Below are 22,257 nucleotides of genomic sequence, written 5' to 3'. Positions count from 1 at the left end.
TCTCAGACCGTGGCCGCGGTGCGGTCCCCGGCGGCGCGGCCGGCGTGGCCCGCGCCGGTGTCCGCTTCCGCCTGGGCGACGACTCCGGCGACGCGGCGGAGCTTCTTCATCGGCGCGAGCTCGGATTCGTAGACCTTCTTGACGCCGTCGCCGAGCGCCGCCTCGATGGTGCGGATGTCGCGGACCAGGCGGACCAGGCCGCCGGGCTCGACGGACGCGGCCTGGTCGGAGCCCCACATGGCGCGGTCGAGGGTGATGTGGCGTTCGACGAAGGCGGCGCCGAGCGCGACGGCGGCGAGCGTGGTCTGGAGCCCGGTCTCGTGGCCGCTGTAGCCGATGGGCACGTTCGGGTACTCGGCCATCAGGCTGTTGATCACCCGCAGGTTGAGCTCTTCGGCCTTGGCCGGGTACGTCGAAGTGGCGTGGCAGAGAAGGATGTTGGCGCTGCCCAGCACCTCCACCGCGTGCCGGATCTGGTGCGGCGTGGACATGCCGGTGGAGAGGATGACCGTCCGTCCGGTGGCGCGCAGGGCGCGCAGCAGCTCGTCGTCGGTGAGCGAGGCGGAGGCCACCTTGTGGGCCGGCACGTCGAACTTCTCCAGGAAGGCGACGGCCTCGGTGTCCCACGGGGAGGCGAACCAGTCGATGCCGCGGCGCGTGCAGTGGGCGTCGATGGCACGGTACTCGTCCTCGCCGAACTCCACGCGGTGGCGGTAGTCGATGTACGTCATCCGGCCCCACGGGGTGTCCCGCTCGATGTCCCACTGGTCGCGCGGGGTGCAGATCTCGGGGGTGCGCTTTTGGAACTTGACCGCGTCGCAGCCGGCGTCGGCCGCGGCGTCGATCAGGGCGAGCGCCGTGTCGAGGTCGCCGTTGTGGTTGATGCCGATCTCGCCGGTGACGTACACGGGACGGCCCGGGCCTGCGGTGCGGCTGCCGAGGGTGCGCAGACGGTTGCTCATGAGGAGGTTCCTTCGTGTGCGGGGGTGTGGTGGGGCTGGGGGGTGGGGTGGGGCCGGGAGGTGTGGTGGGGCCGGGTCGGTGGGGTGCGGTCGAGTCCGGGTCCGAGGAGCCAGGCGGCGATCTCGCGGACCGCTCCTTCGCCGCCGGGGGTGCTGGTGACGGCGCGCGCGGCGGCGCGCACCGTGTCGTGGGCGCTCGCGACGGCGACGGGCCAGCCGGCGAGCGCGAAGCAGGGCAGGTCGTTGACGTCGTTGCCGGCGTAGAGCACGCGCTGGGGGTCGACGCCCTCGTCCTCGCACCACTGCTTGAGGGCGAGGTCCTTGCGGTCGATGCCGTGCAGCACGGGGATCTTGAGCTTGCGTGCGCGGGCGGCGACGACCGGGTTCTGTTCGGTGGACAGGACGAGCAGCTTCAGTCCTGCCCGGCGCAGGGCGGCGATGCCGAGGCCGTCACCCCGGTGCACGGCGACGAGTTCGCGGCCCTCGGAGTCGATGAGCACCTTGTCGTCGGTCTGGGTGCCGTCGAAGTCGAGGACGACCGCGTCGATGTCGTCGAGGGTGGGGAGCGCCGGGCGGTCCATGAGGGGGGCGAGCGCGCGGGCGCGTTCCAGGTCGTGCGGCTCGTCGATCTCCAGGACCCGGGCCGGGTCGGTGCGCACGAGCGCGGTGCGGCCGAAGAAGCGGTGCCGGTGGGTGCGGAAGCCCGCCGCGTCCATGGCGTAGGCGGCGCCCGTCTCCAGGAAGTCCTGGGGCCGGTCCTGACGGCGCGGCCGGACCGCCTTGTCGTGGCCCATGCCCTGGCCGTGAGCCGCCCCGTCCTCGATGGACTCGCGCCACAGGAATCCGTGGAAGGGGGCGACGGTGACGGCCGTGTCGGCGCCGTCCTCGATCACCGCCGCCGCCACCCCCTCGATGTCCTCGCGGGTCAGGAACGGGCTGGTGCACTGGACGAGCAGCACCGCGTCGGTGTCCGGGTACGCGTCCAGGGCGTGCAGCACGGCGGCCTCGCTGGTGGCGGTGTCGCCCGCGATGGCGGCCGGGCGGGTCACCACGTCGGCGCCGGCGGCGCGGGCCGCCGCGGCGATCGCGGGGTCGTCGGTGGAGACGGCGACATCGCTCACGTGGCGCGCGGCCCGGCAGGCGAGCACGGCCCGGACGACGAGCGGCACTCCGGCGATGCTGGCGAGGTTCTTGCCGGGTACGCCCTTGGAGCCGCCCCGGGCGGGGATCACCGCGAGGACTTTCCTCACGGGGGCGGCCTTCGCTGTGCTCATCAGAGTTCTCCCATCCGGCGGATCACGGGCGCGATCCGCTGTACGCCGTGGCGGTAGGCGCCCCGCGCCGCGTCGCGCACGGCGTCCCTGAGCACGCGGCGCAGCCCGGACGGCTCGCGCGCGGGGGCCGCGCCGGGCAGCGGGGCGCCGTCGGGGGCCAGGTGGTGGCGGGCGAGGATGCCCGGCAGATAGCCCGGCGCGGTGGTGGCGGTGTAGTACGGCGTGATCGGCGGCAGCGCCTCCCGCGCGAGCAGGTCGCCCAGGCGCTCGCGTACGTGGTCGAAGGCGCGGTGGTGGGCCGCGCCCGGCGCGATGCCCTGGGCGGCGAGCCACGCGGGGTCGGGCGCGGGACGGTGTCCGGCGTCGAGCCGGTCCCAGGAGGTGAGGCAGCCGGAACCGATGAAGTGGTGGTTGCCCAGGACTTCGCGTACACCGAGGTCGGTCAGGACGGCGGTGGGGACCGAACGGTGCAGGGATTCCAGGGCGGCGGTCGAGGAGACGGTCACCAGGAGGTCGGCGTGGTCCAGGACATCGCCCATGTTCCCGTACGCCATACGGAAGTTGGGCGGCGTGTCCAGGCCGCGGGCGAGTCGCTGGAAGGGGTGTTCCTCGATGTGCGTGGTGTGTTCGCCCGGCTTGGAGCGGAGCTTGAGCACGACCTCGCGCCCGGGGTGGCGCCCGGCGTGCCCGATCAGACGCCGCAGCAGGTACTCCCGGTCGGCGCGGCTCTCCGGGACGGAGGGCTGGGCGGCGAAGACGACCGTGTCGCGACCGGGTTCCACCCGGTGGGCGGCGCCGCCGAGGAAGGGCAGCGCCGCCTGAGTGACCGCCCGGGCGTCCGCGCCCACCCCCTCGTACACCGCGCGGAAGCGCTCGGCGTCGTGGCGGGAGTTGGCGAGCACGATGTCCGCGCCGTGCCGCAGGAGCAGGCCGTCGGCGAGCTTCTCGTAGACCACGCCGACGTAGCCGGTGACGACCACGGGCCGCCGGGCGCGCCCACGCCAGCGGGCGGCGAGCCCGTGCAGCGCCGCCTGGGCGGCGCCGCCGACGAGCGCGAGCACGATCACGTCGTACGCCGCCCGGCGCGTTCCGTCCGTCGCCCCTTCCTCCGTGGCGGCGAGGAACTGCGCCAGCGTCACCTCCCGTGCGGTGTCGGTCGCGATCCCGGCCTCGTCGAGCTGACGGGGCGTGGGGGTGGCGCGGCCGCGCAGCAGGAAGCCGTCGGGGGCGGGGGCGGCGGTCCTGGGCTCGGCGGGCTCGGTCCCGGACGCCTGCTCGGCGAGGCGGCGCGCGGTGAGCGCGCCCCATTTCCACCGGGTGTCCGAATCCGCGAGAACCGCGATCCGAAGCCGCGAATCGGTACGTGATGGCACGCCGTAGAAACTAGGAAGCCCGGCGGATTCGCGGCCCAACTCGGCTGCAACAAAGGGTTAACAGCGTGACTACGGACGGCGTGCGGGGCGGCGGGGCGGGCCGGTTAACGGTCCCGCCGTGCGTCGTTCATCCGGCATCCCCGCGCCGGACAGGACGAAGGACACGCGGCGCCCTAGCGTCGGGGCCGTGGTCAAGCTCTCCGTCATCGTGCCGTTCTACAACGTGCGCGCCTACGCACCCGACACCCTGCGAAGTCTGCGCGCGAACGCCCGCGACGACTTCGAGTTCCTGCTCGTCGACGACTGTTCGTCGGACGGCACGGCCGACCTGCTCGACCGTGCCAGGCGCGAGCTGCCCGGGGCGGTGGTGCTGAGACACGCACGCAACGGCGGCCTCGCGACGGCCCGCAACACCGGTCTGGACGCGGCGCGCGGCACCTATCTGACGTTCCTGGACGGCGACGACTGGACGGCCCCCGGCCACTTCGCCCAACTCCTGGCCTCCATGGAGGAGTTGGGGTGCGATTTCATCCGCACCGACCACGTCCAGGTGACCGGCCAGGAACGCACGGTGCACCGTGTGCCGCACGGCCGGCGCGGCGAGGTGATGTCGCCACGGGACGCCATCCTGCCCGCGACCCGCTCCACCTCGGTGGACTACGCGTACGCCTGGGCCGGGATGTACCACCGCAGGCTCGCCGACCGCGGCCTTCTGCACTTCACCGACGGCCTGCGCACCGCCGAGGACCGGCCGTGGATATGGCGGCTGCACCGCGAGGCGGAGTCGTTCGCCGTGACGGGGCAGCTGGGCGTCTTCTACCGGCGCGGCGTGGCCTCCTCGCTGACCCAGATCGGCGATGTGCGGCAACTCGACTTCCTCCGCGCGTTCGACCAGGTGATCGAGGAGACGGCGCGGGACCGGGACGCCGCCGCCCTGCTCCCGAAGGCGGTACGGACGTACTGCGCGATCATTTCCCACCACCTGAGCAGCATCGAAAGGTTCGAACCTGCCGTGGCCAGAAAATTGCGGACCCTGAGCGCGAGCGCCCTGCGGCGGCTGCCGCAGGACCACCTCAGGGACGCGCTGGACTCGATGGACGCCCGCCGCGCCTCCCGGCTGCGCCGGCTGTACCGCCGCCCGGCCCGGTCCTCGGCGGGGGCGGTCGCCTGATGCGTACGGCACCGGCTCCGCGCACCACACAGATCTTCGCCGCGTCCACGCTGTACGGGGTGGCCACGCTGGCCGCCGCGCTCGACAGCGGCTGCTTCCCCGCGGCGGACCGGCGACTGCTGCTCATCAGCGACAACGCGCCCGCGCCGGAGACCTCGGCGCCGCTCGACACCATGCCGGGCTTCGAGCGACTGCGGGGACGCTTCGACGGGGTGCTCTCCTGGAACGACACCATCGCCCCGTTCCATCCCGGCGGCTGGTCCCCGCGCCCGGACGATGTCCCGTTGTGGGAACGGCAGTTGAGGACGGTGTGGGGACTCGGCGACGACCGGATCGAGCTCGCCGTCGAATCCATCCAGGTGAACCCCGCGCAGGCGGTGGCCCAGCTCTTCCCCGACGCGCCGATCACGGTGTACGCGGACGGCCTGATGACGTACGGCCCGACCCGCAACAAACTCGACCCGCTCATCGGCACACGGATACGCAGGGTGCTCCACCTCGACCTGGTACCGGGCCTCAAGCCTCTGCTCCTCGGCGAGTTCGGGGTGCCGTGCGAGCCGGTGGCGACGGAGGACTTCCGCAAGACGGTCAACGAACTGGCGCTCGCAGAGAGCGAGTTGAGGATCACCGACGATCTCGCCGACGACACCGAGCCGGTGGCGATCCTGCTCGGCCAGTATCTGTCCGCGCTGTCCATCCTCACCGTGCAGCAGGAGGAGGAGCTGCATCTGCGGATGCTGCGGGGCGCGGCGGCGCGCGGGCATCGTCGCATCGTGTTCAAGCCGCACCCCTCGGCGCCGGACGCCGCATCGCAGCGGCTCCTGAGCGAGGCGGCGAAGCTGGGCGTCCACCTGACCGTCGTCGACCGGCCGTTGCTCGCCGAGGTGCTGTACGAACGACTCTCCCCCGCGCTCGTGGTGGGCTGCTTCTCGACGGCGTTGCTCACGGCGTCGTCCTTCTACGGCATTCCGGTCGCCCGGGTCGGCACCGAGCTGCTGCTTGACCGGCTCGCGCCCTACCAGAACAGCAACCGGGTGCCGGTGACCATCGCGGACGCACTGCTCCCACCCCTGGAGCGCGGCCCGCTCGCGCCGCCCGTCGACCTTCCGGGGCTGCTGAGCGCGGTGGGGTACGCGATGCGGTCCGAGCTGCGGCCGGATCTGCGCGACGCGGCCGAGCGGTACCTCGCGGGGTCGCTCGACGCGTACACCTGGCGCTACTTCAAGCGGCGGCGGCTGACCTCGCTGGGACTGCCGGGCGCGGTCCCGGCCCGGCTCGGCTTCGTGCCGCGCAACGCGACGGTCCGCCGCATCGCCCGCCGCGCCCGCGCCCTGGCCCGCGCCCGCGGCCTGGCCCGCAGCCGCGCCCTGGTCCGCACACTGGCCCGCCGCTGAGGCGACCCGCGAGACCCCGCTTTCGCCTGCGGACGGCGCGCTGGCTGCTCGCGCAGTTCGTTTCGGGAGGCGCGGGGGTGCCTCCCCGGGTCTGGGGCGGAGCCCCGGCGGGGTCGGCTTTCGACTACAGGCCGTGCTGGGCCACCGGCGCAGTTCCCCGCGCCCCTGGCGGGGCCGATCTTGGCAGAATGCCCGGCGTCGGCATCTCCGGCCCGCCATGGGGCCCCTGGCCCCCAAGGCCTCGGGGTGATTGAGGAAGAGCGTTCTTGAGGCGCGGGGCGGGGTGGGGTACCCCCCGGGGTCTGGGGCGGAGCCCCGGCGGGGTCGGCTTTCGACTACAGGCCGTGCTGGGTCACCGGCGCAGTTCCCCGCGCCCCTGGCGGGGCCGATCTTGGCAGAATGCCCGGCGTCGGCATCCCCGGCCCGCCATGGGGCCCCTGGCCCCCAAGGCCTCGGGGTGATTGAGGAAGAGCGTTCTTGAGGCGCGGAGCGGGGTGGGGTACCCCCCGGGGTCCGGGGTGGAGCCCCGGCGGGTCGGCTTTCGACTACAGGCCGTGCTGGGCCACCGGCGCAGTTCCCCGCGCCCCCAGTAGGGCACCCATCTCGGTGGAGCCGCGCCCGTGTCACCGCACGGCCCGAAGGGAGCGGGACGCGCGCGGTTCAGGCGCCGGGCCGCCGGTAGGTGGCCTCGATGCCGGCGACCAGGACGGTCAGGCCCTCCTCGAAGCGCTCGTCGTACGAGGCGAAGATCTCCGGGCCCGCGGCCGCCGCGAGCGGATGGGCGGCGAGGCGCCGCGCGCGGGCGGCGATGTCGAAGGGCGCGTCCTTCTCGTCGGGCCGGGGCGCGCTGCCCTGCTCCTCGGCGACAAAGCCCATCGTGTAGGCGTAGACCAGCGTGCCCGCCCGTACCGCGTCGCGCAGGTTCCAGCCCTCCTGGCACATCCGGCCGAGGTAGACCTCAAGGGACTCGGCGTGGTCGGTGCCGGTGAAGCGGGCGCCGCCGTACACCTTCGCGCCGTCGCGGTAGCTGAGCAGCATCGAGCGCAGCGCGCGGTTGACGGCGCGCAGCTGGTCCTGCCAGGTGGGCTCGTCGGCGCCGGGCGGCCCGTCGGCGGCCATCCGCCGGTACATCACGGTCGCCATCTCGTCGAGCAGCGCCTGCTTGTTCTTGAAGTGCCAGTACAGCGCGGGCGCCTGGACGCCGAGCTCCTTGGCGATCGCGCGCAGGGTGAGGCCGTCGAGGCCCACGTCGTTCAGGAGCCGCAGCGCGGTGTCGGCGACCTGCGCCCGGTCGATCTTCGTCGTAGCCACCCCGTCAATTTATCGTCGCCCCCACCTTGACAACTTAACACCGTTAAGCGCACGCTTCCGAGCATGGAACTTAACGCCGTTAAGGAAACCGTCCCGGCTGTGCCTCCGGCCACCGACGTCCTCATCGTCGGCGCGGGCCCCACCGGTCTCGTGCTCGCCATCGACCTGGCGCGCCGAGGCATCACCGCCCTGCTCGTGGAGAAGTCCGACCGCCTCTTCCCCGGCTCGCGCGGCAAGGGAATCCAGCCCCGCACCCTGGAAGTGCTCGACGACCTCGGCCTCGTCGGCGCCGTGCAGCGGGCCGGCCGCGACTATCCCCGGATGCTCAGCTGGGAGGGCCAGGACGGCACCGTGCGCGGTCGCGAGTGGGACATGGTCGAGCGCTCCGAACCCACCGAGCAGGAGCCCTACGCCAACGCCCTGCTCATCGGCCAGTCCCGCTTCCAGGACGTGCTCCACGCCCACCTGCGCGGTCTCGGCGGCGAGGTCGCCTTCGGCTGCGAGGTGAGCGGGATCGCCCAGGACCCCGAGGGCGTGACCGCCACGTTCACCGACGGGCGCACCGTCCGCGCGCGTCACGTCGTCGCCGCCGACGGCGGCCGCTCCGCGATCCGGCGCGCACTCGGCATCACCATGGAGGGCGAGAGCGTCGACCCCAGACCGCTGCTCGTCGCGGACGTCCTGCTCACCCCCGACGTGATCATCGACGACCGCAACTGGCACGTGTGGCAGGGCCGCGGGGACGGCGGCGCCGTGCTCTGCCCGCTGCCGGGCGAGCCCGGTCTCTTCCAGCTGATCGTCCGGTTCGACGAGGAGCACGCGGTCCCCGACACCAGCCACGCCGGCGTCGTGGACCGCCTCACCTCGCTCACCCCGATCACCGACGACCAGATCACCAAGGTCCTCTGGGCCTCCGATTTCAGACCGCGCGCGGCGCTCGCCACCCGCTACCGCGACGGCCGGGTCTTCCTCGCGGGCGACGCCGCGCACATCCACTCGCCGGCCGGCGCCCAGGGGCTCAACACCAGCGTCCAGGACGCCTACAACCTCGGCTGGAAGCTCGCCCAGGTGCTGCGCCACGGCGCGCCCGCCGCGCTCCTCGACACGTACGAGGACGAGCGGCGTCCCATCGCGGCGGGCGTGCTCGGCATGTCCACCCGGCTGCACCGCCATCGCATACTCGGCGAGAGGAGCCCGGCCCAGGGCGAGACCCGCCAACTGGACCTCGGCTACCACGGCGGCCCCCTCGCCCGCGGCCGCGCGGGAGCTCTGGAGGCGGGCATGCGCGCCCCCGACGGCCCGCTCCCCGACGGCAGGATCTTCGACCTGCTGCGCGGCCCGCACTTCACCCTCCTCGCCTTCGCCACCGCTGCTCCCGCCATCGCCTGCGAGCAGGTCCGGGTGCACGAGCTCGGCGCGTACGACGCGTATGGGCGCGGGCTGTTCCTGGTGCGCCCCGACGGCTACATCGGCTGGGCGGGCGAGAACACCACCGGGCTCGACGACTACCTCACCGCGCTGGGAGTGCGTCAACAGCACTGATTACAGGTGGGGTTGGGCCCTCGGGCTCCCATCGGGCCCCCGCGCCCGCATCCGCGTCCGGCCCCACCCGCGCCCCCACCCTCGCCCCGCCCTCACTCCCGCCGCGCCGAAATCGACGCCCGGGCGAACCCGTCGCGGCGGGAGATGAACATGCCGCGTCGAGCGGGGGAACTCCGGCGCCGCGGGCTCTCTTGCGCCCCGCCGCGGACCTACTCTGTCGACGCCGAGGGCCCGCCGGGCCGCAGCGGAGCCGCCGGAAGAGGATGCCGTGACGAACACCCTGCCGCGTGTACGAGGACCCGTGGAGCGGCAGCCGGATGCGCCGCGGCGCGACCCCGTGCCGGCCCCGGTCTCCCGGCTCCGCGCGCTGGACGGGCTGCGGCTCGTCGCCGCCCTGATGGTCGCGCTCTACCACTACGGCGGGCGCTCCGGCGACATCAGCCGGGGCTGGGGCGCCTCACCCAAGAAGCTGTTCCCCGGGGCCCACGAGTGGTTCTCCTACGGCTGCCTCGGGGTGCAGATCTTCTTCGTCATCAGCGGCTTCGTCATCTGCATGAGCGGCTGGGGCCGTCCGCTGCGGTCCTTCTTCGCCTCGCGCGTCTCCCGGCTCTACCCGGCGTACTGGGCGGCGCTGATCATCGTCACCGCGGTGTTCGCGCTGCCCTGGGTGGTCTACAGGACGGTCACGCCCAGCGAGTTCGTGGTGAACCTGACCATGCTCCAGATGCCGGTCGGCGCCCCCCGGGTGCTCGGGGTGTGCTGGACGCTCTGGGCCGAGCTGCGCTTCTACGCGCTTTTCGCCCTCTGTGTCGTGCTGCCCGGCACGACCCGGCGCCGGGTCGTGCTGTTCTGCGCCGGGTGGACCCTGGCGGCCGCGATCACGGCGACGGCCCACCAGCCGTTCCTGGACGCCGTGTTCATGCCCCAGTACGCCCCGTTCTTCATCGGCGGCATGGGCCTGTACCTGCTGCACCGCGACCGGCGCGACGTCACGGCCTGGGGCATCGTCGCCGTCAGCTGGGCCATCGGCCAGCACTGGGCGGTCGTGGGCCTGTGGCACAAGCCGAACCCGGCGGCCTTCTCCAACCGGCACGCCTCGGTGATCATCCTCATCATCACGCTGGGCTTCCTGCTGGTCGGCGCGATCGCGCTCGGCCACCTGCGCTGGGCGAACTGGCGCTGGCTCACCGTGGCGGGCGCCCTCACCTACCCGTTCTACCTGGTGCACGAGCACCTGGGCTGGGTGGTGGTCGGCGTACTGCACCGGGGCCTGCACATCCCGGCCCCGGCCACGTTCGTCCTCACCATCGCGGCGATGCTGGGGCTCGCCTGGCTGCTCCATCGGTACGTGGAGCGCTGGGCCACGCCGCTGCTGCGCCGGGCACTGACCAACCGGCCCGTCACACCCCGCTGAGCGACAGCTTCACCGCGAAGCCGAGGAAGAGCACGCCCGCCGCCGAGGAGGCGCCCGCCGAGAGCCGCTTGCGGCGACGGAACGCGGCCGCCAGGCGCGTGCCGCTGAATATCAGCGTCGACAGGTACAGGAAGCTGCCGATCTGGAGCAGGGTGCCGAGCACCAGGAACGACAAGGCGGGATAGGCGTAGTCGGGCCGCACGAACTGCACGAAGAAGGAGATCATGAACAGGATCGCCTTCGGGTTGAACAGGCTGAGCATGAGCGCCCGCCGGTAGGGGCGCTCGGCCGTCGCCTCCGGCGCCGTCGCCCGCTCCTCGGCCTGCTCGTTCCGCGCGCGCCACATGGCCACCGCTTGGCGCAGCATGCCGATCGCCATCCAGGTCAGATAGCCGGCGCCCGCGTACTTGACGGCCGCGAACAGCACCGGCGTCGTCTGGAGCAGCGAGGCCGCTCCGACCGCGGACAGCGTCATGAGCACCGTGTCGCCGGTGAAGACTCCGGCGGCGGCCGCATAGCCGGGGCGCACCCCGCGCCGGGCCGCGACGGACAGCACGTACAGCGAATTGGGCCCCGGCAGCAGAATGATCAGCACGAGGCCGGCGAGATAGGTCGGAAGATCGGTCACACCCAGCATGCGGCCGAGTGTCGCACGCGGGTACGACACCGGGCACCCGCGTTTCAGAGAGCGGAACAGCCCGTTCCGCCGGGCCCAGGACGTGCCGGCCCGGCCTGGCCGTCCGGGCCGGCCGGCACGCCTGCGGCGAGAACCGTCAGAACGCGTCCGTCGGCACGTACGTCCCCCACACCTCGCGCAGCGCGTTGCACACCTCGCCCACCGTGGCGCGGGCCTTCAGCGCGTCCTTCATCGGGTACAGGACGTTGTCCTCGCCCGCGGCCGCCTTCCTCAGCTCGGACAGGGCCGCGTCCACCGCCGCCTGGTCGCGTTCGGCGCGCAGGGTGGCGAGGCGGGCGGCCTGCTGGGCCTCGATCGCCGGGTCGACGCGCAGCGGCTCGTACGGGTCCTCGGTCTCGACCTGGAAGCGGTTGACCCCGACCACGACGCGCTCGCCCGAGTCGGTCTCCTGGGCGATGCGGTAGGCGGAGCGCTCGATCTCGCCCTTCTGGAAGCCGTGCTCGATCGCGCTGACCGCGCCCCCCAAGTCCTCGACGCGCTCCATGAGTCGGAGGGCGGCAGCCTCCACCTCGTCGGTCATCCTCTCGACCACGTACGACCCGGCGAAGGGGTCGACGGTGGCGGTCACGTCGGTCTCGTACGCGAGGACCTGCTGGGTGCGCAGGGCGAGCCGGGCGCTCTTGTCCGTCGGCAGGGCGATCGCCTCGTCGAAGGAGTTGGTGTGCAGCGACTGGGTGCCGCCGAGCACGGCCGCGAGGCCCTGGACGGCGACGCGCACCAGATTGACCTCGGGCTGCTGGGCGGTGAGCTGCACACCCGCGGTCTGGGTGTGGAAGCGCAGCATCAGCGACTTGGGGTTCTTCGCGCCGAACTCGTCCCGCATCACCCGGGCCCAAATGCGGCGCGCGGCACGGAACTTGGCGACCTCTTCGAGGATCGTCGTACGGGAGACGAAGAAGAAGGACAGGCGCGGCGCGAAGTCGTCGACGTCCATCCCGGCCGCGACCGCGGTGCGTACGTACTCGATGCCGTCGGCCAGCGTGAACGCGACCTCCTGCGCGGGCGATGCGCCGGCCTCGGCCATGTGGTAGCCGGAGATCGAGATGGTGTTCCACTTGGGGATCTCGGCCCTGCAGTACCTGAAGATGTCCGCGATCAGCCGCAGCGAGGGCTTCGGCGGGAAGATGTAGGTGCCGCGCGCGATGTACTCCTTCAGGACGTCGTTCTGGATCGTGCCGGTGAGCCGGTCGGCGCTCACCCCCTGCTCCTCGCCCACCAGTTGGTACATCAGGAGCAGCAGCGCGGCCGGGGCGTTGATCGTCATGGACGTCGACACCTTGTCGAGCGGGATGCCGTCGAACAGGATGCGCATGTCGTCGACCGAGTCGATGGCGACGCCCACCTTGCCGACCTCGCCCGAGGCGATCGCGGCGTCGGAGTCGTGGCCCATCTGGGTCGGCAGGTCGAAGGCGACCGAGAGACCCATGGTGCCGTTGGCGATGAGCTGCTTGTAGCGCGCGTTGGACTCGACGGCGGTGCCGAAGCCGGCGTACTGCCGCATGGTCCAGGGGCGGCCGGTGTACATCGACGGATACACGCCACGGGTGAACGGGTACGCGCCGGGCTCGCCGAGTTTTTCGGCGGGATCCCATCCGGCGAGGGTGTCCGGGCCGTAGACCGGCTCGATGGGCAGACCGGATTCAGACTCGCGCGCCATGTGCTGTGCCTCCCGTTGAAGCTCTGTTACTCGCTGGTACCCAACCCTCGCGACGGACTGTAGCGGCGAGCGTGCGGCGGGTGGACAGGCGCGCGCTGGGAGCTTGCTCACAACGTCCGCGATGCGATTGCCTGCTTTTGCAACCGTTCGGCGCGGGAATCTGTCTTGGGGGACACCAGAGAATCAGGGGGCGACCGATGCGCCGGAACCACCGCACCACTCTCATAGCCAACACCCTCGCCGTGACCGCCGTCATCGCCGTGGCCGCGGGGTGCGGTCCGCAGAGCGGCAAGGCCGGCGCGGGCGCTCCGGCCGCTCCCGGCTCGCCCTCGGCCTCATCATCGACGGCCCCCTCGCCATCCGCATCCGGGGCCACGCGTCCCTCCGCGCCCGCCGCCGCGTCCGCATCCGCCGCCGACGACAAGCCGGGCGGCGCGCCCGCCGCGTCCAGGGCGTCGGCCACTCCGGCCGCCAAGCCCGCGCCGAAGGTCTTGATGGCGAACGGGTCCAAGGGCGACCGGGTCAAGGAGCTCCAGGCCAGGCTCGCCCAGATCGGCTGGTTCGACGACACCCCGACGGGCACGTACGGGGCCGTCACCACCGCGGCCGTCAAGGGCTTCCAGGGCAGGCGCGGGCTCCCTGCGACGGGCGCCACGGACAGCGTGACCTGGGACCGGCTGCTCGGCATGACGTCCAAGCCGACGGCTCAGGAACTGGCGGGCAGGGGCGTCAACAAGCCGGCCGCCAAGCTCGACGCCCGCTGCATGACGGGCCGCGCGATGTGCATCGACAAGACGAGCCGCACGCTGTCCTGGGTGGTCAACGGCACGGTGCAGTCGACGATGGACGTGCGCTTCGGGTCGCAGTACACGCCGACTCGCGAGGGTGTCTTCAAGGTCTTCGAGAAGAGCCGCGACCACGTCTCGACGATCTACCACACGGCCATGCCCTACGCGATGTTCTTCAGCGGCGGTCAGGCCGTGCACTACTCGTCGGACTTCGCCGCCCGCGGCTACAACGGCGCTTCGCACGGCTGTGTCAACGTCCGGGACAAGGCCAAGGTGGCGGCCCTCTTCGACCAGGTGCACATCGGCGACAAGGTCGTCGTCTACTGGTGAGGCCCCGCGGCCGGGCGGCCGCACGGGAAGGGGGGCGCGGGCGGGACCGGGGGAACGTGTCCCGCCCGCGCCATTCGCGCAGAGCCGTAGGTACGGGGGGAACCCCGGCTCATCTGCGCCGCCGATGACCAGTCGGCTCACTCAGTACTGCGCCGCCGTCTCAAAAAACGTTACTGCCCGTTCCGAGCAGCGCCGGGACGAGCCGTTTTTGGGGTCGCTCAGGAGGTCGCGGGCGTGCTGGACGCGCCGGGCCTGAGCCAGTCGAGTATCCGGTCGGGCCGGGTCACCGAGTTCGGCTTGCCACCGCCGCCGGTCTTGTTCCCTGCGCCGTCACCCTTGCCCTTGCCCGCGCCGCCACCCGCGCCGCCGCCGTCCGAGCCGCCGGGCTTTCCGCCCTTGCCACCGGCTCCGCCGCTGCCGCCCTTGCCGTCGAGCAGCAGGTCGCAGAACGTCTTCACGGCGGCCGGCCCGTGGGCGGCGGACTCCAGGCTGCGGCGCTTGTCCTGGTCGAGCCGGCCCGCGCGGTAGTCACGGCAGTCGTCGGCCGTCTTCGCGAACCACTGGGCGCTGCCCGCGCCCTCGGTACCGCCGGACGGACCGCCCTGCCGGGTGCCGTCATTCGCCCCGGGGCCCGTGCCGGTGCCGGCGGTCGGGCCGCCCGAGGCGGCCGGGCGCGACGGGTCGCCGCCGGACGGGGTCGCGTCGGCGGACGGCTCGGACCGGCCGGGCGTCGGGGAGCCGGGCGGCAGCGACTGCGAGGGCGAGGTGACGACGGGACCCGGGGTCATGTCGGCGGAGACGGTCGATGCGGGCGTGGGGTCCTCCTGGTCGGAGGCGAACGGACCCGGCAGCACGCCGGTGCCCGCGGCCACGGCCACCCCGCCGAGCGCACAGCAGGCCAGCGCGGCGGCCAGGCCGAGCCGCACCGGCGCGAAGCGGCGGCGCCGGGGGGCAGCGGGCACGTCGGCGACGCGTCCGACCCGTACGACGCCGAGGGCTTCGCCTGCGGCCGCGGTCTCGGCGCGCGCCGCGCGGAAGGCGGCGAGGGCGGCCGCCTCGCCGGGGAGTTCGGTGGTGGCGGGCCCGGTGGCGAGCCCGGCGGCGGGTTCGGTGGCGGCGAGGGAACGCAGCAGGGCGGCGAGCTCTGCGGCTTCGGCGCGGGCCCGCTCGTCACCGGGCTCGATGCCGTCGCCGCGCAGCAGTCGCTCGGCGGCATCCCCGTCAAGCCACTCGTGCCGCTCGTCAGCCATCACATGTCCTTCTGCGTCCGGGCGCGCGATTGCGTCACACCGCGTTCCGGCGCACGCTGCGACGGCACGGCGCCCAGCTCCTCCGCATCCTGGGCCACGTCCCCCTGGGGGCCGTCCGCGCCGAGCAGTTCAGCAAGCCGCTTCAGGCCCCGGTGCGCGGCGGTCCGCACCGCGCCGGGCCGTTTGCCCAGGGTCTGCGCCGCGCTCTTCGCGTCGAGGCCGACCACCACGCGCAACACCACGGCCTCGGCCTGGTCCTGCGGGAGCTGGGCTATGAGCGCCATCGTACGTCCGGTGCCGAGCGCCTCGATCGCCTCGTCGGCGGTGTCCGCATCGGCGGGGCGGGCCACCAGCTCGCTCTCGTCGCCGCCGGTGGCGGGCCTGCGGCCGCGCATCCGGATGTGGTCGAGCGCCCGGTTGCGGGCTATGCGGGCGGCCCAGCCGCGGAACCGGTCGGCGTCCCCGGTGAAACGTCCGAGGTCGCGCGCGATCTGGAGCCAGGCCTCGGAGGCCACGTCCTCGGTGTCGGGCTCGCCGACCAGCGTGCGGATGTAGCCGAGCAGGCGTGGGTGCACGGCGCGGTAGACAGCACGGAAGGCCTCCTCGTCCCCGTCCTGCGCCTTGAGCACCGCGGCGGTCAGCTCCGCGTCGTCCCCCAGCAATCCCTGCACCCTGTCCTGGCTGACTGTCTCGATGTCACCGCTGGTCATCACGGCCGCATCCCCGTACGGGAATCTGCACGCTACGGCCTCGGTGCCCCATAAGTCCACGGCTTGTACAACCTGCAACAACCTCTTGACGCAGCGCGGTGTGACACAAAACGCACGCCCGGCGCTGAAGAGAGTACGGGGCCGCCACAACGGCCCCGCCGGACGACGACCGGGGCCTCTCCTGTGGGGGGTGGCGGCCCCGGTCGTCCTCTGGGATTACCTGCTCTGACCTGGGGCGATGCGTGGCAGTGGTGACCAACGCGGCCAACGCGTGACCAACCGGCCAGGCAACTCAGGCGATCCCGTTCAGCACCGAACCGAGTCGCCCGTGGCGTCGACCGGCCCTCGTCGACTTTGCGCTTACCAGGCCGGGCCGTGATGCGCCGTCGAGCGGTGACCTCACATTGGCCGAGTCCTCCGAGGGATCCCCCCGCTGTCCCGCGCGCCGTGGCACCACCGGGCACTGGCCCGGTTCACCGCATGGAATCAGCGGGAGACGTACGCCGCCTATCTGGCAGCAGTCACCACTCAGGTTCGAGTCCAAGGGGGCTGTAGCTCCGGGTGAGCCGCATCAGGGGCATGCTCATCGTCAACTTCAATGTTTCCTGAGTGTCCGTCAGCTTGCTGTAGTGAATCCAGTCGGCCTGCCCCGGTAGCAGCGATCTGTGTCGACGCGGCTCGAATCGAGCCACCACGGCCTGGTCCAATACAGGCCGCCGCCAGCCACCCAGTACAACGCCTGGCTCGAAGCCTGGCCGCGGCGTCAGCCACCGTAGAGGGTGGGCAGATCGACCAGAAGGAGGTCGTCGCGACGGCCCGACAGTTCGATCAGGTCGGGGTAGAACCCGTGCAGGGAGTACAGGGCCAGAGTGGTGGCAGCGGTGTCGTACCCCTGGTCTGCGAGCAGGGCACGAATGCGCTCCAAGCGCTCCAGGTCACCGGTCCCCCGGCGGGCGGCGGTCGCCTTGGCCTCGCCCAGGAGCGCGATCCTCGCGCGGGGAGCCTGCGGGCGCTCGCCGGCGGCCAGGGCGATGACGTCGACCTCGTGCTTCGTCCGGGCGGCCTGGTCGGCGACCTCGGTGGTGCCGACCGGGCCGGGCAGTCCCCCCGGCAACAGGGGATGGGCGTACCGACGGGTGAAGTCGCGGGCCAGGTCCTCGAAGTGCGGCCCGAGGATCTTGGAGTTGAAGGTCGGAGCTGCCTGCTGCCATACCTGCTCGGCGAAGCCTTGCTCCACGGCGGCGGCCTGCGGGATGGTGATGAGCTGGTTGAAGCGGATGACGGGATCGGCGAGGGTGATGACGGGGTGCCGGGAGCGGAGGATGTCCTGTTCCCGCCGGATGTAGCCGGTGGATTCCAGCACTCTGAGCGGGTGGGCGACGGCGTTGCGCGGGCGCTCCAGGGCGGCACCGATCTTGCTGGGGGTGGTGGCGCCCTGCGCGATCGCGGTGAGGATGTCGTAGTACAGCGTGTGTTGCGTGATCCTCGGGTCCTCACGCAGCAGGTATTCGGTCTCGGTACGGGAGTACACCGCCCGGCCCGGGTCGAGCAGCGTCCGGCTGAGCCAGGTGTCGAAGCCGTCGTCCGGGTGCGGCCGGGCAGCCACCGGTCGGTAGCCCGGGGCGCCACCCAGAACCGCGTGCACCTTCAGCGCGGTCAGGGGATCGGCAATCCCCCAGAAGGCCCGGCTGTTCCGGTAGTCGAAGGCGCCCAGCCGCAGATCCACCACGGCGCGTCCCCGCAGCGGCTTGGTCCCCGAGAGCAGTTCGTGCATGACACTCATCGCGGAGCCGCACAGGATCAGCCGCGGTCCAGGCCCGGCACCGGGGCGGGCGCCCCGCTGGCGTTCGTCGTAGAGCTGTTGCAGCAGCCCCGGGATCTCGGGCGAGTGCTGGAGCAGGTAGGGCAACTCGTCGATCACCAGGAGCGGATGCGCCGAGCGGGCCGTCACATCAAGGGCATTGGACAACACGTCACGCCAGTCGGTCAGGCGCAGACTGCCCGGCCTCAGACCGGCATGCGCGGCGACCGCGTCACTGAACCGCTGGATCGCGGGCAGTCGCCCCTCCTCCCGGACGGCTGTGACGTACAGGCCGCCGACCTGCTCGGACAGCGCCTGCAGAAGATAGGACTTCCCATGCCGCCGCCGCCCCGACACGATGCCGAGCCGCATCGCCGGATCCGGATCAGTGAGGAACTCCGCGAGCAGATCCCACTCCGGGTCCCGGTCGATCACATCGCCCGGCTTGGCCAGCAGGCCCTTCTTCACTCGCCCTCCCACACATCGGCTGCGACGAAACTCGTCTAAGTCTACTTCGACAGAAAATGTCGCACTGGACTTTACGCCTCGGGCTGCGGCATCCGGATTTAAAAGATCAGCCACCCGCCCCACCCCGTGATGGCAACTTCCAGCACGACAGCCCGCAGAGGCCGATCCGATGTTGGCCACATGGCCAACGCGTGACCAACAGCGGCCAGGAACAGTCAGAAACACCTGGATGGGGGCCGATCCGGGCGGTAAACGAGAACCTGCACCCGGATACCAAAGCGCCAGGTCAGAGGCCCTTTATGGCTCGGCCGGACCGGGGGTGGCGGCCCCGGTCGTCCTCCGTACGTGTGCCACGGGGCCGGGCAGGGTTCCTCCCCGTTCGCCCCAAGCTCACCTTCACCCCAGCCGGTCCGCCAGCGACTTGAACTCTTCCCAGGCCATGGCCGGGGTCCGCGCGTCCCACAGTTTCTGGGCCGTCGCGCGCAGTGGCAGCCGGATGCCGCGCGCCACCTGCTCCTCGGTCTGGGCGCCCGGGATGTCCGACCAGACGGCGAAGCGCCCGCCGAGGATCTGCCCGGCGTACTTGGCGTCCACCGGCTTGGTGGAGCGCAGCACCAGCGGCGTCCACTCCTCGTAGATGCGCTTGCCCGTCGGGTACTTGAAGGTGCCGGGCTGGCCGAGCACGTAGTACAGGTACTCGTCGTTGAGGTTGACCACCTGGCGGCCCTCGGCGAGATAGTCCTCGGGCGGGCGCGCCCCGATCTCCTTGCCCGTCCAGTACTCGACCTCGCGGCCCGGGTCGGCGGCCACCTCGCCCCCGGCGAAGAAGCCGTCGTTCCAGGCCTTGAAGGTCAGGCCCGCGTTCTGCGCCCGCAGCACATCGGCGCGGTCGTTGAGCCAGCCCGTCGCCAGGTCCTTGATGTCCGCCTTGGCCCCGTACTTGACGTGCGCGGCGTCCGCGAGGCCCGGAAAGGTGGATTCGGGGGTGGCCGGGGCCTTCACCACCAGCGCCTGGTACTCGTCGCCGCCCAGGTGCCAGTACGGCCCGGGGAACAGGTCGGCGTACTCGCGCAGCAGGTCGTCGACGATGCGCGCGGAGTCGGGGTTGGCGATGTCGATGGCGCCCTTGACCGCGTTGCCGTCCTTGTCGCGCAGCTGGAGGTCGGGGTGGGCGGCGATCACCGCCCCGAGGTGTCCCGGCGAGTCGATCTCGGGGATCACCGTGATGTGCAGCTTGGTGGCGAGCTCCACGATCCGCTGGACGTCGCGCTTGGTGAGGTGGTCGCGCGAGACGATCTCGGGGTGGCTCTCCGATTCGATGCGGAAGGCCTGGTCGTCGGAGAAGTGCAGGCCGAGCTGGTTCAGCTTCAGGTCGGCCATCTGCCGCAGCTGGCCCTCGATCCACGTCTCGCTGTACGGCTTGCGCGCGATGTCGAGGTTGAGCCCGCGCTGCGGCTTGTCCGGCCGGTCGTTCACGACGCCTTCCGGCATCACCCCGCCGCCCTTGAGCGCCTGCTTGAGCGTGCGGGTGCCGTAGAAGACCCCGGCGTCGTCGGGCCCGGTGATCGACACCCGGCGGTCGCGGGTGGTGAGCGTGTACGACTCGGGCACGGCCTGGCGGCCCGCGGGCGGCGGGCTCAGGGCCAGCGTGATGTCGCCCGCACGGGGCTGCCCGCCCAGGGCGTACGTCGCGCCGATCTCCTGCGCGAACAGCTTCCCCTCGTCGGCCAGGCTCTCGCTGCCGACGGCCACGATCACCCGGGTCGAGCCGCCCGGCCTGAAACCGGGCCCGCGGGCGGGCCGGTGTTCGCGCACGGAGGGAATCGTGCGGGGCGGCGACGAGATCGGGTAAATGGGTGAAGGGGAGACCGACGCGGATACGGCGCGCCCGCTGTCGGCCGGGCCACCGTGACCGCCGTCGGTGTCGTCGTCCGGCCAGACCGCGATGATCAGCGCCAGTACCGCCAGACAGGGCAGGGCGACCTTGAGGACCAGGGCCGGCCGGCCGCGCGGCCTGTGCAGCCAGGCGGGGCGTGACCACGGCGTGCGGAACCAGGGGCCTTGCGCCCCGGACGACGGCGAGGACGGCCCGTCGGACTTGCCGGACCACGGCAGCCGGGCCCGTGACATCCTGAAACGCGACATCACTCAGTACCTCCCGTCCGTCCTGCAAGGGTAAGGGCGGATCCGGTTCTCCCGCGTGCCGTCCGGGCTGCCGGGCAGCGATGCGGCGACGTACCCGGGAGTCCGTCCATCACGCGTGCCCCGGCTCTCACGTCCGGGTGAAATTCGCGCAACAGTCGGGCGCCCTTCATCCCACGTGGATAGCGTGGCGGCACTCCCACCTCTTCTGCCACTCCAGTCTCCGTGCTCCGCAGCCCGTCCGTCCCGCACTGCACCGTCCCGCGCGGTGTTTCGAGGAGCCCACGCTGTCCAGCGATTCCCACGCCGGCCCCCGGAAGCGACCGCCGACACTCCATCACACTCCTCGTGCCCAGGGGCGGGCGGCCATACCGAATCAGGCCCGGGGCACATCCGTTCCGCAGGGCCCGCAGCGGCCCGGCGGGCTCGACCGGTTCAACGCCGCCTCCGACGGCGCCGCCCAGGCCGCCCTGCTCGCCTGCTGCGCCAGCCGCCGCTGGGCGCTGCGGATCGCCGCCCACCGCCCCTACCCCGATCTGGGCTCGCTGCTCGCCGCGGCAGACGAGGCCAGCTACGACCTGAGCGTCGGCGACCTCGCCGAGGCGCTGGCCGCCGAGTCCTCGCCCGGCCTGCACGACAGTGCTCCCCGGGCCGCCCACACGGCGCTGGCCGCCGCCCACGCGGCGTACGAGAGCAGCTTCCGGCACGCCTTCGTGATCTGCCTCGACGGGGTCGACCCGGCCGAGCACCTGGACCGGGTGCTGACCGGGATCCGGGTGCGGATGACCAACGAGGCCGACGAGGAGCGGTCGATCGCCGCCGACGAGCTGCGCAGGCTCGCCCGCGCCCGGCTCGCCCATCTCGTGGCAACCCGTACCGAACCCGACGCGTGGAGCGCCGCACCCCGGGTTCTCTAGGCCGTACGAGGCTGTTTGATTGCCTGTTTGATCACACCTATGGACCCGGCGCGAGGGAACCGACATCGCGTCGCTACGATGACCGGGGCCGGTGGACCGTACCCGGCCGGGTCAGACCGACACTGAAGCCGGCCGGCCCTCGCACACCGCTCCCGGAGGGTTCTTCCGTGCCGGCTGGAACGCTGTACCGCGGCCGGGAAGGAATGTGGTCCTGGGTGGCTCATCGAGTCACCGGCGTCCTCATTTTCTTCTTCCTGTTCGTCCACGTCCTCGACACCGCTCTCGTGCGTGTCTCCCCCGAGGCGTACGACAAGGTCGTGGCCACCTACAAGACGCCCATCGTCGCGTGTCTGGAATACGGCCTCGTAGCCGCGATCCTGTTCCACGCGCTGAACGGCCTGCGCATCATCGCCGTCGACTTCTGGGCCAAGGGCCCGCGCTACCAGAAGCAGATGCTCTGGACCGTCGTCGGCGTCTGGGTCGTGCTGATGGTGGGCGCGCTCTACCCGGTGCTCGGCCACGCCGTCCGTGAACTGTTCGGGAGCTGAGGACTGAGATGTCTGCCGAAACCTCTTCCGCCGCGATCGGCGAAGTCGAGGGCGCGAGCCTGTACGACACCGATCACCCGGCCCCGCTCATCGAGGCCCCGCGCCGGCGCACCAGGAAGACCCCGAAGTCGACCCGTACGAACTTCGAGCTGTACGGCTGGATGTTCATGCGGCTGTCCGGCATCGTGCTGGTCGTCCTCGTGCTTGGCCACCTGCTGATCCAGCTCATCCTCGACGGTGGCGTCACCAAGATCGGCTTCGCCTTCGTGGCGGGCCGCTGGGCGTCCCCGTTCTGGCAGGTCTGGGACCTGACCATGCTGTGGCTGGCCATGCTGCACGGCGCCAACGGCCTGCGCACCGTCATCAACGACTACGCGCAGCGGGACAACACCCGCTTCTGGCTGAAGATGCTGCTCTACACCGCCACGGTGTTCACCGTCCTGCTGGGCACGCTGGTGATCTTCACCTTCGACCCGAACATCCGCTAGGCCACGGGCTGAGGGACTGA

18 protein-coding genes are annotated in these 22,257 nt (G+C 72.0%); 8 read left to right on the top strand and 10 right to left on the bottom strand.

From position 1 onward, the window contains the following. Positions 1-2 precede the first annotated feature (2 nt). The 3 genes from ACGFW5_RS02995 to ACGFW5_RS02985 are packed head-to-tail and all read right to left on the bottom strand — an operon-like array spanning position 3 to position 3,609. Positions 3-962 carry an N-acetylneuraminate synthase family protein gene (locus ACGFW5_RS02995; protein ID WP_393832393.1) on the bottom strand — a complete coding sequence of 320 codons (960 nt, stop codon included), beginning with the start codon at positions 960-962 and terminating at the stop codon, positions 3-5. Next, positions 959-2,236: a cytidylyltransferase domain-containing protein gene (locus tag ACGFW5_RS02990; protein ID WP_393832392.1), complete on the bottom strand. Its 1,278-nt coding sequence runs from the start codon at positions 2,234-2,236 to the stop codon at positions 959-961. Before ACGFW5_RS02990 ends, ACGFW5_RS02995 begins: the two co-directional genes overlap by 4 nt. After that, the gene (locus tag ACGFW5_RS02985; RefSeq protein WP_393832391.1) at positions 2,236-3,609 is read right to left on the bottom strand and encodes a DUF6716 putative glycosyltransferase; all 1,374 of its coding nucleotides are present in this window, start codon (positions 3,607-3,609) and stop codon (positions 2,236-2,238) included. Before ACGFW5_RS02985 ends, ACGFW5_RS02990 begins: the two co-directional genes overlap by 1 nt. Before the next feature lie 187 nt (positions 3,610-3,796). Here ACGFW5_RS02985 and ACGFW5_RS02980 point away from each other — a divergent pair, with 187 nt between their 5' ends. Beyond that, positions 3,797-4,780, top strand: a complete 984-nt coding sequence (locus ACGFW5_RS02980; protein ID WP_393832390.1) for a glycosyltransferase family 2 protein — start codon at positions 3,797-3,799, stop codon at positions 4,778-4,780. Then, on the top strand, positions 4,780-6,174 hold the full coding sequence (locus ACGFW5_RS02975) for an alpha-2,8-polysialyltransferase family protein (RefSeq protein ID WP_393832389.1): 1,395 nt from the start codon (positions 4,780-4,782) through the stop codon (positions 6,172-6,174). The genes ACGFW5_RS02980 and ACGFW5_RS02975 overlap by 1 nt, the downstream gene beginning before the upstream one ends. A 660-nt stretch (positions 6,175-6,834) precedes the next feature. On the opposite strand, the gene ACGFW5_RS02970 is transcribed toward ACGFW5_RS02975, so the two are convergent. Beyond that, positions 6,835-7,485: a TetR/AcrR family transcriptional regulator C-terminal domain-containing protein gene (locus tag ACGFW5_RS02970; protein ID WP_393832388.1), complete on the bottom strand. Its 651-nt coding sequence runs from the start codon at positions 7,483-7,485 to the stop codon at positions 6,835-6,837. A gap of 63 nt (positions 7,486-7,548) precedes the next feature. Here ACGFW5_RS02970 and ACGFW5_RS02965 point away from each other — a divergent pair, with 63 nt between their 5' ends. After that, entirely contained in the window at positions 7,549-9,027 is a 1,479-nt protein-coding gene (locus tag ACGFW5_RS02965) for an FAD-dependent monooxygenase (RefSeq protein WP_393832387.1), read from the top strand. A 268-nt stretch (positions 9,028-9,295) separates the two neighbouring features. Then, the gene (locus ACGFW5_RS02960) at positions 9,296-10,441 is read left to right on the top strand and encodes an acyltransferase family protein (protein ID WP_393832386.1); all 1,146 of its coding nucleotides are present in this window, start codon (positions 9,296-9,298) and stop codon (positions 10,439-10,441) included. Here ACGFW5_RS02960 and leuE read toward each other — a convergent pair. Beyond that, a complete protein-coding gene (gene leuE, locus ACGFW5_RS02955) occupies positions 10,428-11,078 on the bottom strand; it encodes a leucine efflux protein LeuE (RefSeq protein ID WP_393832385.1) in 651 nt (216 codons plus the stop codon). The genes ACGFW5_RS02960 and leuE overlap by 14 nt on opposite strands. A gap of 136 nt (positions 11,079-11,214) precedes the next feature. Then, the gene (locus tag ACGFW5_RS02950) at positions 11,215-12,795 is read right to left on the bottom strand and encodes a methylmalonyl-CoA mutase (RefSeq protein ID WP_393832384.1); all 1,581 of its coding nucleotides are present in this window, start codon (positions 12,793-12,795) and stop codon (positions 11,215-11,217) included. 197 nt (positions 12,796-12,992) lie between these two features. On the opposite strand from ACGFW5_RS02950, the gene ACGFW5_RS02945 reads away from it, so the two are divergent. Continuing rightward, a complete protein-coding gene (locus ACGFW5_RS02945) occupies positions 12,993-13,913 on the top strand; it encodes a L,D-transpeptidase family protein (RefSeq protein WP_393832383.1) in 921 nt (306 codons plus the stop codon). Positions 13,914-14,131: 218 nt separating this feature from the next. Here the strand turns inward: ACGFW5_RS02945 and ACGFW5_RS02940 are convergent, their stop codons facing one another. The 4 genes from ACGFW5_RS02940 to ACGFW5_RS02925 all read right to left on the bottom strand — a co-directional run bounded on the left by ACGFW5_RS02940 (position 14,132) and on the right by ACGFW5_RS02925 (position 20,287). Continuing rightward, positions 14,132-15,163 (bottom strand): hypothetical protein, encoded by a 1,032-nt coding sequence (locus ACGFW5_RS02940; RefSeq protein ID WP_393832382.1) that lies wholly within the window; start codon positions 15,161-15,163, stop codon positions 14,132-14,134. Further along, entirely contained in the window at positions 15,163-15,825 is a 663-nt protein-coding gene (locus tag ACGFW5_RS02935) for an RNA polymerase sigma factor (protein ID WP_393832719.1), read from the bottom strand. Before ACGFW5_RS02935 ends, ACGFW5_RS02940 begins: the two co-directional genes overlap by 1 nt. Positions 15,826-16,636: 811 nt before the next feature. Then, positions 16,637-18,142, bottom strand: coding sequence for an ATP-binding protein (locus ACGFW5_RS02930; RefSeq protein ID WP_393832381.1), 1,506 nt, complete (start codon positions 18,140-18,142; stop codon positions 16,637-16,639). A 396-nt stretch (positions 18,143-18,538) separates the two neighbouring features. Next, entirely contained in the window at positions 18,539-20,287 is a 1,749-nt protein-coding gene (locus tag ACGFW5_RS02925) for a glycoside hydrolase family 20 protein (protein WP_393832380.1), read from the bottom strand. 137 nt (positions 20,288-20,424) lie between these two features. Between ACGFW5_RS02925 and ACGFW5_RS02920 the strand changes: the two genes are divergently transcribed. The 3 genes from ACGFW5_RS02920 (at position 20,425) to ACGFW5_RS02910 (ending at position 22,237) form a co-directional block, all read left to right on the top strand. Next, complete coding sequence (locus tag ACGFW5_RS02920) at positions 20,425-21,201, top strand: 2-oxo-4-hydroxy-4-carboxy-5-ureidoimidazoline decarboxylase (protein WP_393832379.1); 777 nt, start codon at positions 20,425-20,427, stop codon at positions 21,199-21,201. Positions 21,202-21,368: 167 nt separating this feature from the next. Further along, positions 21,369-21,749 carry a succinate dehydrogenase, cytochrome b556 subunit gene (gene sdhC, locus ACGFW5_RS02915; protein ID WP_100574740.1) on the top strand — a complete coding sequence of 127 codons (381 nt, stop codon included), beginning with the start codon at positions 21,369-21,371 and terminating at the stop codon, positions 21,747-21,749. Between the two features lie 8 nt (positions 21,750-21,757). Beyond that, positions 21,758-22,237, top strand: coding sequence for a succinate dehydrogenase hydrophobic membrane anchor subunit (locus ACGFW5_RS02910; RefSeq protein ID WP_393832378.1), 480 nt, complete (start codon positions 21,758-21,760; stop codon positions 22,235-22,237). The last annotated feature ends 20 nt before the right edge of the window (positions 22,238-22,257 follow it).

The organism is Streptomyces sp. NPDC048416 (genome assembly GCF_043200435.1).
Lineage (GTDB): Bacteria > Actinomycetota > Actinomycetes > Streptomycetales > Streptomycetaceae > Streptomyces.
The sequence above is the reverse complement of the archived record's forward strand: the minus strand, read 5'-3'. Positions and strand labels throughout refer to the sequence as shown.